This is a genomic window from Metalysinibacillus jejuensis (assembly GCF_003057615.1).
GTDB classification, from domain to species: domain Bacteria; phylum Bacillota; class Bacilli; order Bacillales_A; family Planococcaceae; genus Metalysinibacillus; species Metalysinibacillus jejuensis.
Window position 1 is genome coordinate 1 of sequence record NZ_QAFW01000051.1, and the last position, 15750, is coordinate 15750.

Here is a 15750-nt window from a genome sequence, read left to right on the forward strand (position 1 = left end):
AGCGATTAAGCTCATGTTGCTGGCATCAATTTTGATGTCCAAAATTTTGTTTCAATTTAATGAAACGATTTATTGATTAACGTTTTGCTTGTTCAGTTTTCAAGGTTCATGTTTGCGTCGCTTGTTTGTTGCGACTTATAATAATATATCATGTCGTCATTTCATTGTCAACAATTTTATTATTTTGTTTTTGTCGTTCGTTCGGAACAACGTTTATAAATATAACCTGTATCCTATTCTTTTGCAACCTTTTTTCAAAAAAAGATTACTATTCTTTTTCTCTTCCTATTATATATACAAAAAACCTCTTTCACTATTTTTAGCGAAAGAGGTCACTATGGTATTTATAAGAAAATGAAATAAGCTAAAAAGATAAAGAATAAGCCATACATAATTGGATGAATTTCTTTGGCACGACCTGCAACAATCATTGTAATTGGGTAAAAAATAAATCCAATGGCAATACCTGTAGCAATTGATGATGTTAATGGCATCATAATAATAACTAAAAAGGCAGGTACTGCAATCTCAAATTTATCCCACTCGATTAATTTAAGTGCGCTAGCCATTAATACACCTACAATAATTAAGGCAGGAGCCGTAACTGCTGAAGTAATAACGCTAAGCACTGGGTAAAAGAACAAGGCTAATAAAAATAAGACACCTGTTACTACGGAAGCAAAACCTGTTCTTGCACCTGCTGCTACACCCGCCGTAGACTCTACATAAGATGTTGTTGTTGATGTACCGAAGATAGCTCCTGTTACTGTGGCTAATGAGTCTGCTAATAAAGCGCGACCTGCACGTGGTAGTTTTTCGTCCTTAATTAATCCTGCTTGATTAGCTACAGCTACGAGTGTACCTGCAGTATCAAAGAAATCTACAAACAAGAATGTTAACACTACAACTAAAAAGTTAAGGGAAACTAATGAGCCAAAGTCGTTAAAAATTGGATCAAGCGCAGCACCAAATGTAGGCGATACAGAAGGAATGGCTCCAATGATTTTTTCTGGCATTGGCACAAGGTTGAAAATAATACCAACGACTGCTGTTAATAATAAACCGTAAAACACGCTTCCTTTAATACCTTTGGTCATGAAAATTACTGTAATAGCTAAGCCGAAAATGGCAAGTAATGCGTTTGGTGTTTCTACAATATTACCAAGCGTTACAAATGTAGCTTGGTCAGGCACAATAATTTCGGCATTTTTCAAACCAATAAATGTGATAAAAAAGCCGATACCTGCACCTACTGCATGTTTAAGTTGCATCGGAATTGCATTAATAATTAACTCGCGCAATCCTGTTAATGATAAAACAATGAAAATTAATCCTGAGCATAGCACACCTGTTAAAGCAGTTTGCCAAGGAATACCCATGCCTAATACGACTGAAAATGCGAAGAATGCATTTAACCCCATACCCGGTGCAAGCGCAATTGGATAGCGTGCAATAATCCCCATAAATAATGAACCTACCGCTGCAGCAAGGGCTGTTGCAACAAATACTGCTCCGTAATTCATACGCATCTCATCTGGAATATCTTCAACGCCATCAAGAGATAACATTAGAGGATTTACAACTAGAATATAAGCCATTGCTAGAAATGTAGTTAAGCCCCCTATGATTTCACGGCGATAATTTGTCCCCAACTCTTCAAATTGGAAATACTTCTTCATAACTTTTTTTGCCTCCGTTTGTCGTACGTAAGCTCTTTATTGCATTCGTAGTCAAGTCATTTATGGTGACTTGGTAGAGACTACCGATCCTTATTATCGGTATTATACGACGACAGTTTTTATTTACATTGGTAATATATCACCGCTTTTCACTAAAATCAATATTATTTACGAACATTTTTGTGTTTAATTATATAAAAGTTCGTGATTTGCTCGATTTCTATTAAAACGTTTATACTTAAGGCGAGGTGATGAGAAATGAAATTACACAAGGCAAACCAGCAAGACGTAGCGTATGTTGCAGATTTATATGATCGCTCATGCGCACAACTAGAGGCAAATACGAACTACCCTTTATGGAAGCGAGGCGTTTACCCTAGTGAGGCTACAGCTATTAAAAGCTTTGAAGCAGGCGATTTATTTATCTTTACTAAGGATAACGAACGTGTTGGCTGCGTCGTACTTAACCAAATTGGTGCACCTGCTTATAATGAAGGCGATTGGCAATTACAGAAGGCAAACCCTGTAATGATTCATGGACTTGCTAAAGATTTTTTACATAAGGTCAGTGGGACTGAGCTTGTAACATGCATTATAAATTGGGCAAAGACTGAAGGCTACGACAGCATTCGTTTAGATGCCGTTACACAAAATACGCCTGCCATTGCGCTATATGAAAAACTCGGTTTCCAACGTGTTGGCAAAGTAGATTTACAGCTAGACTTCCCGTGGGTAAAATGGTTTTACCTTTATGAATTGGTACTAGCATGAAGAAGCTCTTCTTGCTACTCAGTTTATTAATGTTAACTGCCTGCAACAGTAGTACAACAGATGTGATTTACGAATTTCCTCAAGGTTTTGAGGGCGAATTTGCTGTCATTTACAATGTAGCCAGTGCACCAGCGCTCACTAAAGAGGATGATTATACAGTAGTAAAAATTAATGAACAAGGCTATATGTTAACCTCAACGCCGGTACAAAAGTACGGGACAGTTACGGATAAATATTTTTATGTAGATGCTAATGGCAAACGCACAGCAATTAACGATAAATGTGTGTTAGATGGTAGTACAGGGTCTTACGAGGCAGAAATTGCAGTTAACTTTTCGCAAGGCACACTTGTGAAGGATAATTGTGAGGAGGAGCTCCACCTGTTAACACCTAATTTTAATACGTTAGATATTGATGCATTACTCATCAACGTCACAAAAGAAGCGACCCAACCTTGAGCCGCTTCTTTTTATATGGCTTTACGTGTAAATGACCACGTACCGAGCATTAAAAATATCACAAAGCTACCTACCGTTACTAATAAGAACTGACTCAGTGGCACAAAAAAGAGACCACTAACATCACTTTGCATATACATCTTGAACTACTTGCCACTTAACACCCTTTCAGGTGGTGGAAAGTGTGAGATTCTTGAGAACAGAGCATACTTATCGGTGTATTTCTTTACCGTCAGCGGCGTCTCTTATTAACCGAGCTATCCCTGTAGTTCTTACGGTTCTTTCTTATTGTTAAGCCGAAGCTAGCATTCTTAATTCTTCAGCTAGAATGTTTTACTCGCATTGCTATTTCTATCGTGATGTTGGTGGCAAACAGGGCAAGTCCAATCCCTTATTGCAAGTGATTTCTTGCCATCTTGATGACCCTAATTGACTAGATGGCAGCCACCTGCTGATTTTTACGACGTTAGTTGGCCTAAGCTTTTTTTACTTGGGAGACGGACAAATGGCGTTGCTAACCTATACTGAACCGTATTTTATTTCAAATGGAAACTTGCCTAGTGCAAAAAAGAACAAACGTTTCCTTTTAGGTAGATTAATACTACCACGAAGTTCTGAATTTGATCATAAAAGCTTTTTGGCTCTCGCCAACCGCCATTTATTTCTCTCGTATCGTGAGCTTTTCCCTCCACACAATTGAAAAGGGCGTCTTCTGTCGGAAAAGATGATAAAACAATCACCACTCGTTTCGTAAGCCTCAAAAGAAGTGTAAGTATATACGTTATAGCTTTTGGCTAATTCATTTGTAAGCTAATCGGCAATTTGTGGCTCACCTTCAATATATAAAACAGTTGTCACAACATAGCCTCCAATGTTTTTGCGACAAGCGGAAATGTAGTAAAACCATCACTTTGCATAAAGTGATTGCCGGTCTCCTGCGCAATCATTGTAGCATCGATACGCTTTGCTAACCGATCGCTACAACTAAAAGGCACGATATTATCATCTTTGGCTGCAATAATGATACGTTTTTTAATCGTTTTTTTAATATACGCATCATCAATAGGATGAGCAAAATTATCTAGTATCGGTAAGTGCGGAATTTTTTCTGCAAAACCTGATACTAAAATAACACCACCAATTGTAGTTTGCGTTAAAGCATAATGCAGTGTTGTATGTGTACCAAGACTATGCGCTACAATGTACGTATTTTCATCCGCTTTGCCTATCGCTTGCTGCACGGCTCCTAGCCATTCATCAAGTTGTGGTGCATGTGCATTAGGTAATGTAATACTTGTTGTTTGCAACTGCGGAAACTGCTCCGCTAACCATGGAAACCAATGTTTTTCGGGATAGGCATTATAGCCATGTATAATAAATAATCGTTTCATAAATTATCGCCACCTTTTTATATACTATAAGATTACTAGGAATTAAAAACAACTCTTTTTTTACGAGTTGATATAAAATGTTCATATTAGCTATTCTTACACTATTTATGTTTTACCTTGCTACTAATTATTTTGTAGCTTTACAGTTTGCTATGATATTTCCGAGATTTTCAATTGTTAGCTATAGTGTCATTGCTTTGCTAACGCTTACTAGCTTTTATATTGCCCTTGGCATTACCCTACTCCTCTTTGGCTACGGGGCGTGGCATGCTAAGCAAATCAAACTTACCAGCTAAAAAACCTCACTAAGTGTGCCTACTGCTATCAAGCATGCTGTCTTAATTAGCGATGTCCACCTTGGCTATATTGTTGATGACAAGCATTTTGCTAAAATTGTTGCACGCATCCATGCGTTACAACCTGTTATTGTGTTAATTGCGGGTGATTTATTACAAAAAATATCCCCACGTTGACTATGGCTATAAGTGTTTACCTAGTCTTGTACAAGTCGTAGTGTCCTCTAGCGTTGGCTTTTGGGGTCCACCAATGCGCATTACAAAGAGTGAAATTGTTTCCTTAAAGCTGAAGTAAATGCGGTATAATAAAATGGTAATTTGAAAATTCTGATTTACAAGGAGATGGGAAAGCTATGCATGAAAATATTTTACGCCACCCTGGTCCAACGCCAATTCCAAAACGTGTTGAACTAGCGATGAATCAAAACATTATGAGCCATCGTAGCCCAGAGTTTGTGACGCTTTACCGCAATGTTACAGAGCGTGTGAAAATGGTCTTTGGTACAACTAACGAAGTACTACTATTACCAAGTGGCGGTACAGCTGCCCTCGAAGCAGCTGCCGTTAATGTAGCTCAGGCAGGCGATGATGTTGTCGTAATTACAGTTGGCGCTTTTGGTGACTACTTTGTTGGGATTTGTGAGCAGTACGGCTTTAACGTACATAAGCTCGAAAAGCCTTGGGGTGAGGCTTGTACAGCACAGGAGCTTGCGGATTTTTTAGCACCGCTCACTTCTATTAAGGCTGTCTTTATGACATACAACGAAACATCAACTGGCATTTTAAACCCTATTGCGGAACTTGCAAAAGTAGTAAATGATACCACAGATGCACTTGTGATTGTTGATGGCGTAAGTGCCTTAGGTGGAGCACCTGCTGAAATGGATAATTGGGGTGTAGATATTTTAGTCACAGGCTCACAAAAGGCCATGATGCTTCCACCTGGGTTATCTTTTATTAGCTTAAGCGAACGTGCTTGGCAAGCTGTAGAAGCAAATCATACACAGGCGTATTATTTAAACCTTCAAAGCTATCGTAGTTGGGCACAAAAAGGCATGACGCCTAATACACCAACGGTTACACTAATTTATGGCTTACAAGCTGTTTGTGACTTAATTGATGAGGAGGGTGGCTTTGCTAACACGGTTGCACGTCATGAACTAATGAAAGATATGACGCGTGCTGCAATGCGTGCACTCGATATTGAGTTACTAACAGAAGATGCTTACGCTTCACCAACAATTACAGCTATCAAAACACCAAAAGGATTAGATTTAGCTGAATTTTTACGTACCTTAAAACAAAATTACCACCTAGATTTTGCAGGTGGACTTGGCCCATTACAAGGCGAAATTTTCCGCTTTGGACATATGGGCTATTGCTTCCCTAGCGATGTTTTACAGGCTGTTTCCTTAATGGAAGCTGCACTGCAAGACTTAGGCTATAACTTTACAGCAGGTGCTGGTGTACTCGCTGCGCAACAAGTATTTTTAACAAAACGTTAAACGAAAAGAGGCGTCGCATATGCAACGCCTCTTTTGCTTATTCTAATTCAATTAATAAATCACCTGTGGAAATCGTGTCACCTGCTGTTGTATAAATTTCTTTCACTATACCATCTACTGGTGCTTGCACGGTTGTTTCCATCTTCATAGCCTCAGTAATTAATAAATGGTCGCCTCGGCTAACTTTAGCGCCTTTGGATACAACTACTTTTAAAATTGTACCTGGCATAGTCGCGCCAATTTGTTTTGGATTCGCTGGATCAGCTTTTACTGCTGCCGCATTATCCACTTCAACCGTCATATCTTGAATAATAATTTCACGCGATTGACCGTTTAATTCAAAGTACATCACACGCGTGCCATCATGCTGTGGCTCACCTACTGATACTAATTTGATAATAAGTGTTTTACCTTTTTCGATTTCAACCTCAACTTCCTCACCTAAACGTAAACCATAAAGGAAGGTTGGTGTATCTAACACTGAAAGGTCACTGTATTGATCAAATGTTTTAGTGTATTGCTCAAATACCTTAGGGTAAAGTGCGTACGCCAATAACTCTTGATTCGTTGGTGTGCGTCCTAAACGCTCATCTAATACATCTGCAAGTTGTTCAAAATTAACAGGCTCTAGTAAATCACCTGGTAAGTCTGTGATAGCTTCGCGGTCTTTTAAAATTAATGCTTGTAGTTCCTGTGGGAAACCACCATGTGGCTGCCCTAAATAGCCTTGGAAGAACTCAATTACTGAGTCAGGGAAGTCCATAGCAACGCCGCGCTCATAAATATTTTGTTCTGTTAAATCATTTTGCACCATAAATAATGCCATGTCCCCTACAACTTTTGATGACGGTGTTACTTTAACGACATCGCCAAACATTAGGTTAACTGTAGCGTACATGTCTTGCACCTCATCCCAACGTCCGCCAAGTCCTACTGCTTTTGCTTGTTGTTGTAAATTACTGTATTGACCACCAGGCATCTCGTGCTTATAAACATCTGCATGTGGTGCATTCATACCTGACTCAAAGTCAACATAATACTTACGCACATCGCCCCAATAGGCAGACAGCTTTTGTAGCCCGTCAATATCCGCTCGCACCTTACGTTCATTACCTGCCATCGCATAGTACAGTGAGTTAGCACTTGGTTGTGAAGTTAAGCCTGCCATCGAGCCTAATGCTGTATCAATAATATCGACACCCGCATCAATTGCACGCGCATAAAGGAAGTTACCATTACCACTCATATCATGCGTATGCAGATGGATTGGTAAGTCTGTGGCATCTTTCAACTCCGAAATTAAACGGTAAGCAGCTTCTGGCTTTAATAAGCCTGCCATATCTTTAATAGCTAAAATATGTGCACCTGTTTTTTCAAGCTCGCGCGCCATGTCTTTATAGTAGTCAACGGTATATTTTGTTCGGCTTGGGTCTAAAATATCGCCTGTATAGCAAATCGCTGCTTCGGCAATTTTGCCTTGTGCTCGTGTTTCATCAATGGCAACTTCCATCGCTTTAACCCAGTTTAATGAGTCAAAAATACGGAACACATCAATACCTGATTGCGCTGACTCTTTAATAAATTCACGGATCACATTGTTTGGGTAGTTTGAGTAACCTACTGCGTTACTACCACGGAACAACATTTGGAATAACACGTTTGGAATTTGCTTGCGTAGCTTTTCTAAGCGCGCCCATGGGTCTTCACTTAGGAAGCGGTAAGATACATCAAACGTTGCACCGCCCCACATTTCTAACGAGAAGAAGTTGTGCAGTAAATGACTTGTTTCATCTGCAATTTGGTATAAGTCCTGCGAGCGCACACGCGTCGCTAGTAAGGATTGGTGCGCATCACGGAATGTCGTATCTGTTAATAGCACATCACGCTGCGCCTTAATCCAATTTACTAAACCATCCGCACCTTGCTCATCTAAAATCTGTTTTGTGCCAAATGGTTTAAGGTCGGTAATAATTTTTGGTTTAACAGGATGATCTAAAATTGGTTTTTTACGTTTTTCAATCCCTGGGAAGCCATTTAATGTAACATTGCCGATATAATTTAATAACTTCGTACCACGGTCTTTACGCTTTTCGATATTAAATAACTCTGGTGTTGTATCAATAAAACTTGTATTAAACTCACCTGATAGGAAGTTTTGATGCGCCACGACATTGCTAAGGAACGGGATATTTGTTTTAACACCACGAATACGGAACTCACTTAAGTTACGTACCATCTTCGCCGCCGCTTCTTCAAATGTTGTACCCCATGTCGAAATTTTAACAAGTAATGAATCATAGTGAGGCGTTACAACAGCGCCTTGGAAGCCATTACCCGCATCTAAACGCACGCCAAAGCCACCGCTTGAACGGTACACCATTAGCTTACCTGTATCTGGCATAAAGTCATTTTGCGCATCTTCCGTTGTTACACGCGATTGAATAGCAAAGCCAAATAGCGGTATATCTTGTTGCTGTGGCATATTAATTTCTTTGCCATGCAACGCGTAACCTTGTGCTACTTTAATTTGCGCGTGCACAATATCAATACCTGTAATCATTTCTGTAATTGTATGTTCAACTTGGATACGTGGGTTAACCTCAATGAAGTAAAATTCATCGCCTGCTACTAAAAACTCCACAGTCCCCGCATTAATATACTTAATATTTTTCATTAGCTTAACAGCTGCATCACAAATACGCTGACGTAAATCTTTGCTAATAGAGTTTGACGGCGCAATCTCTACAACCTTTTGATGGCGACGTTGGATGGAGCAATCACGCTCATATAAATGCACAATATTGCCATGCGCATCACCAATAATTTGTACTTCAATATGCTTTGGTTCAACGATACATTTTTCAACATATACTTCATCCGAACCAAAGGCCGCCTTTGCCTCTGACTTCGCACGCTCATATGAGGATGCAAGGTCTTCGATTTTTTGCACCATACGCATACCACGACCACCACCACCAAGTGATGCTTTAATCATCACTGGTAAGCCATTAGTATCCACAAAATCTTGTACTTCTTGTAAGCTCTCCACAGGACCATCTGTACCAGGGATAACAGGGATAGCTGCTGCAATTGCTTGCTCACGTGCTTTTACCTTGTCTCCGAACATGTCGAGTTGTTCTGATTTTGGTCCAATGAAAACAATTCCTTCTTCTTCGCAACGACGTGCAAAGTCTACGTTTTCAGATAAAAAGCCGTAGCCTGGGTGAATCGCATCAACATTCGCTTCCTTCGCGATAGCTAAAATCCCTTCGATATCTAAATAAGCATCAATAGGCTTTTTACCTTTACCAACTAAATATGCTTCATCTGCCTTATAGCGATGGTATGAGCCGCTATCCTCGCTAGAATAGATTGCAACCGTTTTCATTTTCAGTTCGGTACATGCGCGAAATACGCGAATCGCAATCTCTCCTCGGTTTGCGACTAAAATCTTTTGAATCGTTGTCATTTCTTTACCCCCTATGGAATCATGAATGATAGTACATTACTTTGTAAAAATGTCATTATACAAATCGCAAGTAGTAGCCATAAGCTGTACTTGAGTGTGAAACGCAGTAATTCTGACTCACGCCCTACTAAGCCAACTGCCGCTGCTGCAACTGCAATGGATTGAGGCGAAATCATTTTACCTGTAACACCACCAGATGAGTTAGCCGCAAGTGCAAGCACTGGGTCCATACCAACTGAGCCTGCCGTAACCTGTTGCAATTTTGCAAATAATACATTGGCAGAAGTATCCGAACCAGTAATAAATACACCAAGCCAACCGAGCACTGGCGAAAAGAACGGGAAGAGCATTCCTGTTTTAGCTAATACTAAACCAAGCGTCGTCATCATGCCAGCAGCATTTGTCACATACGAATAACCTACGACAAAACATATCGTGAGTAACGGATATTTGATTTCGTTTACCGTACTAGCAAAAATACTGAAGAACATTGACCACTTTACTTTAAATAAAAACTTCGTTACAACTGCTGCAAGTAAAATCGCTGTCCCTGCTGCGCCTAAAATTTCGAGCTTATAAAGTGCTGGGATTGGCTCATTTGTTGCGCCGTTAATGACAAGGTTATGCAAGAAGGGAACCTCAGGATAAAATGTTAACCACTTACCTAGTACATTAACACCTTGTAGTACGATATTATCGCCCTCGTACGCACCAATCAATGCCTTTTTAATAACAGGAATACCCCAGAATGAGATAAAGGCGGTTAATACAATAAATGGTGACCACGCTAACGTAATCTTACTTGCACTGTATTTTTCTTCTTGTGCTGCAACCTCATCATCAGATGCAAAACGATAAATTGTTTTAGGTTGCCATACCTTCATAAATAATGCTAACGCAAATAATGATACTAATGCTGATAATACGTCTGGTAACTCAGGCCCTAAGAAGTTTGAGCTTAAAAATTGTGTAATCGCAAATGATACACCTGACACAATAACAGCTGGTAAAACTTCGAGTGTCTTCTTAAAACCTACCATAATCATAACTAAAATGAACGGAATAAACACAGCTAAAAATGGTAATTGACGTCCAACCATTTTAGAAATCTCCATTGCTGCAATACCTGTTGGGCCCTCCATTGCAGTAATTGGCACACCAATCGCACCAAAGGCAACAGGCGCTGTATTAGCAATTAAACAAAGTCCAGCCGCTGTTAATGGGTTAAAGCCTAACCCTACTAATAAGGCTGCCGAGATAGCTACGGGAGCACCAAATCCTGCTGCACCTTCTAAAAATGCGCCAAATGAAAACGCTACGAGTAATGCTTGAATGCGTCGATCTTCTGTAATGGACAGCACCGACGAACGAATAATATTAAATTGCCCCGTTTTGACTGTGATGTTGTACAAAAATACTGACGTTACAATAATCCAACCAATTGGTAGTAAACCATAAACCGCGCCTTGTGTTGCGGACATCAATGCGGTCGCTACTGGCATTTGATAAGCAAACACTGCTAATACTAACGCTACAAGTAAAGTTGTAAAACCTGCTACATAGCCTTTCATTTTCTTAATTGCTAATGCCCAAAAGAAATACAAAATCGGGATAATCGCTACTAATGCGGATAGCCAAAGACTTCCTCCGACAGCTGTAAAATTCTGCGTAAAACTCATATTCTTCTCGCCCCTCTCATTTTCTTCTCTTTCCAACTCCCCCTCGCGAAGTCATCAGATGATTAGATGATATGATTATAGTTACTAAATTCTAAACATTCAATATGTTTTTTAAAAATTCTCAAATTCCGTAATGATGTATAATAAAATGAATTAGTATGTAGTGAGGTGTAAGGATTGGCTTATAAAAAAATTAAAACCAAAAAAATTTACGAGGAAGTTGCAGACGTCTTACTCGAATCAATTACCTCTGGCAAATTACAGCCAGGCGATCGCCTAGACTCTGTGGAGCAATTAGCCGAGCAATTACAGGTGAGCCGCTCCGCTGTACGTGAGGCGCTTGCTGCTATCAAAGCAATGGGGCTAATTGAAATCAAGCAAGGCTCTGGCACATTTGTCATTGAGCCGCCCAAGCAAGATTTATTATTTCCCTTTGCCCCACAACTCAATAAAACTGATATTGAGCATTTACTTGAGATGCGCCAAATTTTAGAAATTGGCATTGCAGGCAAGGCTGCACAAAATCGTACGACTGACGACCTTGCTGTGCTCAAAAATATTTTAACGAAGATGCAAAATACGCATGGTGACCACGAGCTAGGCGAAAGCACAGATTATCACTTTCACTCCGCTATCGCTCGCGCTACTCAAAATCCAATGCTTGAGCATTTATTAGCGCAAGTATCCGAAACGATGATTGATATTATGCGTGAAACACGACGCATTTGGCTGTACTCCGAAAAAACGACGACGGAGCAACTATTTGTACAACACAAAAATATTTACTTAGCTATACTCGCCCAAGACTCACTTGCAGCTGAAGATGCTATGCAATTTCACTTAGAAAATGTACGTGCTACTCTTATTCAACATATCGAGCAAAAATAACCTGATGCTATCACAGGTTATTTTTTTTGCCGAAAAACGCATTTTTTCACGCCCTGTGTAAAATTTTTTGAAAATTTCTTTCTTTTCGATTGTGGTTTGTAGTATGATGTTTTCAAAGTCATCTGATGACCTGTCGATTTAATAAAAGGAGTGACAGTGATGAAAGTAACGTTATTCGCTACTTGCTTAGTAGATATGTTTCAAGGCAATGTCGGTAAAGCAACAGTTGAGCTATTGGAGAAACTTGGCTGTGAGGTTGATTTCCCTGAAGGACAAATTTGTTGTGGGCAACCTGCTTATAATAGCGGCTATGTAGAAGAAACAAAAAAAGCAATGAAGAAAATGATTACCACATTTGAGCATGCGGAGTATGTTGTTTCGCCGTCAGGCTCGTGCGCTTATATGTTTACCGAGTACCCACACGTATTTAAAGACGATGCAGTTTGGCATCCAAAGGCGCAGGCACTCGCGGATAAAACGTATGAGCTAACGGATTTTATTGTGAATGTTTTAAACATTGTAGACGTGGGCGCCAAACTAGACGGCACTGCTACATACCATAGCTCTTGTCATATGACACGCCTACTTGGCGTTAAAAACCCTCCGCTTCAGCTATTGCAAGCTGTTGAAGGACTTACGTATATCGAAATGCCAGACAAAGATCGGTGTTGCGGCTTTGGCGGTACGTTTTCAGTTAAGATGGGGGACATCTCAGGACAAATGGTAGACGAAAAAGTATGTACAGCTGAAGAAACAAGCGCTGATTATTTAATTGGTGCAGACGCAGGTTGTTTAATTAATATTGGTGGACGTATTACACGTGAGGGCAAGCCTATTAAAGTTATGCATATCGCTGAAGTATTAAATAATAGTTAAGGAGGTCGTACAATGTCGATGAAAACGAGTGATAAACAATTTAAAGAGCGCGTAACAGAAAATCTCGCTGATGATTTTATGCGCGGGGCGGTTTCTTCTGCACAGCAACGCTTTCAAACACGCCGCTTAGGCGCAGCTGAAGAGTTAGGCAACTGGGAAGACTGGCGCTCACACGGTGAGGAAATCCGTCAACATGTGTTGGCTAACCTTGATTATTATTTATATGAGCTGAGCGAAAACGTGGCGAAGCGCGGTGGGCATGTTTACTTTGCCGAAACAAAAGAGCAAGCTGCAAGCTATATTCAAGATGTAGCCAAAAAGAAAAATGCCAAAAAAATTGTTAAATCAAAATCAATGGTGACAGAGGAAATTCATATGAATGCGGCACTAGAAGCAGTAGGCTGTGAAGTAATCGAAACTGACCTTGGTGAATATATTTTACAAGTGGATGACCATGAACCACCGTCACATATTGTCGTACCTGCTCTACACAAAAACAAAGAGCAAATCCGCGATGTGTTTAAAGAAAAACAAGGCTATAGTAAGTCTGCATTGCCTGAAGAGCTAGCGCTTCACGCGCGTGAGCAACTGCGGCAAGATTATTTAACTGCAGACATTGGCATTACAGGATGTAACTTTGCGATTGCTGAGAGCGGCTCAATTACACTTGTCACAAACGAGGGCAATGCTGACTTAGTTGCGGCATTACCTAAAACACAAATTACCGTAATGGGCATGGAACGTATTGTACCAACGTTTGCAGAGATGGAAGTACTCGTTAGTTTATTAACGCGCAGTGCTGTAGGGCAAAAGCTAACAAGCTATATTACTACGCTTACAGGTACGCGTGATGAGGGCGATGTAGATGGCCCTGAAGAGTTTCATTTAGTTATTGTAGACAATGGGCGCTCTGATATTTTAGGTGGCGAATTCCAATCGATTTTACAATGTATTCGCTGTGCAGCTTGTGTAAATGTTTGCCCTGTTTACCGCCACGTTGGCGGTCACTCTTATGGCTCGATTTACTCTGGTCCTGTTGGAGCTGTACTCTCACCACTGCTTGGTGGCTACGAAGATTATAAAGAATTACCGTATGCCTCAACACTTTGCGGAGCTTGTACAGATGCTTGCCCTGTAAAAATTCCGCTTCACCAACTATTACATCAACACCGTCAAGTCATTGTCGAAAATGAAGGCAAAGCACCAATATCTGAAAAAGTGATGATGAAGGCATTTGGTTTTGGTGCTGCGTCAAGCGGACTTTATGGTATGGCAAATAAAATGGCGGCACCACTCATGTCACCATTTACTAAGGGCGACACGATTAAAAAGGGTCCAGGTCCGCTCAAGGCTTGGACAGAAGAACGTGACTTCCCTGCGCCAAACAAAGAAAGCTTCCGCGGCTGGATGAAAAACCGCTCGAAAGGAGAGAAGTAATCATGATCGAAAATCGCAATGAATTTTTAAGTAAAATCGCCAAACAGCTCGGACGACCACAACCTACTTCTCGCCCTGAGCGTAATTTTTCGTTTGGGCCACAGCACCAAGTATTAGCAAACGCTACGCAGGAAGAACTCGTTGATGTTTTAGTAGAGCAATGTAAAAACATTCATACAAAAGCAATTACTACAACGACTGCTGACCTAGGAGCTACCCTACAGCAAGTCGTGTCTGACTATAAAGCTACCTCTGTCATTACTTCGACAGACCAACGCTTTGCAGACTTTGGCGTCCTGCCACTTATTACAGAACACTGGCCACAACAAGAGATTGCTACCCACCAATGGCAAGAGCGTTGTGGCCAGGATAATATCACATTCGCTGAACGCGCGGACGTTGGTATTATGGTGAGTGAAATGACACTTGCCGAATCAGGTACAGCTGTATTGTTTAGCGATAAAGATAAGGGTCGCTCAATTAGTTTTCTACCCCAAAACTCAATCATCCTTATTCCTAAAAGTACAATTGTGCCACGTATGACGCAAGCTGCTGCTTCGATCAGCGCAATGATTGAGCGCGGTGAACAAGTTGCGTCATGCGTAAACTTCATTACAGGCCCAAGTAACTCTGCTGACATCGAAATGATCTTAGTAGTTGGCGTACATGGTCCTATTAAAATGACGTACATTATCATTGAAGATCAATAAACAAGCTAACTCCCCTTATTGTTTAACCTTAGATCAGCATAATGAACGTAAAAAAAGCACCCGTAGCGGTGCTTTTTTTAATTGGCATGAAAAACTATCTACACGCGCTTTTATTTTATCACACCAAATCTGGACAAACGAAAATCCATGACACATTAGGTCAGGCCACTGCCTACCTCTCGCAATTTTGCCAAACGCTTACCTTACATCAAACCATGCAAGCAGGCGATATCGAAAAACACTGTAGCCAGCTAAGTGCGGATATTGATTTATTAGTTTCATTAGGTGGCGATGGTACAGCTAATGAGCTAATTAATGGCGTAGTAAAAAATGAGCTAGATATAGCGCTCGCTATTTTACCAGGCGGCACTTTTAACGACTTTACGCGTACATTACAGTTAGCACCAAATGTAGCTACTGCAGCCGAGCAGTTAACGACAGCACAAGAGATTTACTATGATGTAGTGAACTACCCACCACTTAACTTCGTTTGAAGTGGGGGCTTCTCGCTTCCACGAACATCGCTTGCAAGCAAGTCTTATGTGTTCTCCACGAGCGTGAATTCGGGGCATTCCAACCCTACTGATACGC

The 15750-nt window shown here is 40.5% G+C and carries 14 protein-coding genes and 1 riboswitch; of the genes, 9 read left to right on the forward strand and 5 right to left on the reverse strand.

Annotated features, from left to right (window positions below; all coding sequences use genetic code 11):
* Positions 1–344: 344 nt before the first annotated feature.
* Positions 345–1679, reverse strand: a complete 1335-nt coding sequence (locus DDE80_RS11980) for an NCS2 family permease (protein ID WP_108308019.1) — start codon at positions 1677–1679, stop codon at positions 345–347.
* Positions 1680–1707: 28 nt separating this feature from the next.
* Positions 1708–1809: riboswitch (purine riboswitch) on the reverse strand.
* Positions 1810–1937: 128 nt separating this feature from the next.
* On the opposite strand from DDE80_RS11980, the gene DDE80_RS11985 reads away from it, so the two are divergent.
* Both DDE80_RS11985 and DDE80_RS11990 read left to right on the forward strand, forming a co-directional pair.
* A complete protein-coding gene (locus DDE80_RS11985) occupies positions 1938–2450 on the forward strand; it encodes a GNAT family N-acetyltransferase (RefSeq protein ID WP_108308021.1) in 513 nt (170 codons plus the stop codon).
* Positions 2447–2908 carry a DUF6843 domain-containing protein gene (locus DDE80_RS11990; RefSeq protein ID WP_153060900.1) on the forward strand — a complete coding sequence of 154 codons (462 nt, stop codon included), beginning with the start codon at positions 2447–2449 and terminating at the stop codon, positions 2906–2908. Before DDE80_RS11985 ends, DDE80_RS11990 begins: the two co-directional genes overlap by 4 nt.
* Before the next feature lie 11 nt (positions 2909–2919).
* On the opposite strand, the gene DDE80_RS15625 is transcribed toward DDE80_RS11990, so the two are convergent.
* Together DDE80_RS15625 and DDE80_RS12000 are read right to left on the reverse strand one after the other, a co-directional pair.
* The gene (locus tag DDE80_RS15625; protein WP_282432399.1) at positions 2920–3048 is read right to left on the reverse strand and encodes a hypothetical protein; all 129 of its coding nucleotides are present in this window, start codon (positions 3046–3048) and stop codon (positions 2920–2922) included.
* A gap of 714 nt (positions 3049–3762) precedes the next feature.
* Positions 3763–4299: an RBBP9/YdeN family alpha/beta hydrolase gene (locus tag DDE80_RS12000; protein WP_108308024.1), complete on the reverse strand. Its 537-nt coding sequence runs from the start codon at positions 4297–4299 to the stop codon at positions 3763–3765.
* A 311-nt stretch (positions 4300–4610) separates the two neighbouring features.
* Between DDE80_RS12000 and DDE80_RS15165 the strand changes: the two genes are divergently transcribed.
* Both DDE80_RS15165 and DDE80_RS12010 read left to right on the forward strand, forming a co-directional pair.
* A complete protein-coding gene (locus tag DDE80_RS15165; protein WP_161952326.1) occupies positions 4611–4772 on the forward strand; it encodes a hypothetical protein in 162 nt (53 codons plus the stop codon).
* 176 nt (positions 4773–4948) lie between these two features.
* Entirely contained in the window at positions 4949–6100 is a 1152-nt protein-coding gene (locus DDE80_RS12010; protein WP_108308027.1) for a pyridoxal-phosphate-dependent aminotransferase family protein, read from the forward strand.
* Between the two features lie 37 nt (positions 6101–6137).
* Here the strand turns inward: DDE80_RS12010 and pyc are convergent, their stop codons facing one another.
* Together pyc and DDE80_RS12020 are read right to left on the reverse strand one after the other, a co-directional pair.
* Positions 6138–9569, reverse strand: coding sequence for a pyruvate carboxylase (gene pyc, locus DDE80_RS12015; protein ID WP_108308029.1), 3432 nt, complete (start codon positions 9567–9569; stop codon positions 6138–6140).
* 11 nt (positions 9570–9580) lie between these two features.
* The gene (locus DDE80_RS12020; RefSeq protein WP_108308031.1) at positions 9581–11248 is read right to left on the reverse strand and encodes an L-lactate permease; all 1668 of its coding nucleotides are present in this window, start codon (positions 11246–11248) and stop codon (positions 9581–9583) included.
* A gap of 177 nt (positions 11249–11425) precedes the next feature.
* On the opposite strand from DDE80_RS12020, the gene DDE80_RS12025 reads away from it, so the two are divergent.
* From DDE80_RS12025 to DDE80_RS12045, 5 genes are all read left to right on the forward strand, one after another.
* On the forward strand, positions 11426–12136 hold the full coding sequence (locus tag DDE80_RS12025; RefSeq protein ID WP_108308033.1) for a FadR/GntR family transcriptional regulator: 711 nt from the start codon (positions 11426–11428) through the stop codon (positions 12134–12136).
* A gap of 159 nt (positions 12137–12295) precedes the next feature.
* Positions 12296–13012 carry a (Fe-S)-binding protein gene (locus DDE80_RS12030; protein ID WP_036143023.1) on the forward strand — a complete coding sequence of 239 codons (717 nt, stop codon included), beginning with the start codon at positions 12296–12298 and terminating at the stop codon, positions 13010–13012.
* 12 nt (positions 13013–13024) lie between these two features.
* The gene (locus tag DDE80_RS12035; RefSeq protein ID WP_108308035.1) at positions 13025–14449 is read left to right on the forward strand and encodes a LutB/LldF family L-lactate oxidation iron-sulfur protein; all 1425 of its coding nucleotides are present in this window, start codon (positions 13025–13027) and stop codon (positions 14447–14449) included.
* A 2-nt stretch (positions 14450–14451) separates the two neighbouring features.
* The gene (locus DDE80_RS12040) at positions 14452–15159 is read left to right on the forward strand and encodes a LutC/YkgG family protein (RefSeq protein WP_108308036.1); all 708 of its coding nucleotides are present in this window, start codon (positions 14452–14454) and stop codon (positions 15157–15159) included.
* A gap of 41 nt (positions 15160–15200) precedes the next feature.
* Positions 15201–15653: an acylglycerol kinase family protein gene (locus tag DDE80_RS12045; protein ID WP_108308038.1), complete on the forward strand. Its 453-nt coding sequence runs from the start codon at positions 15201–15203 to the stop codon at positions 15651–15653.
* Positions 15654–15750: the final 97 nt, after the last annotated feature.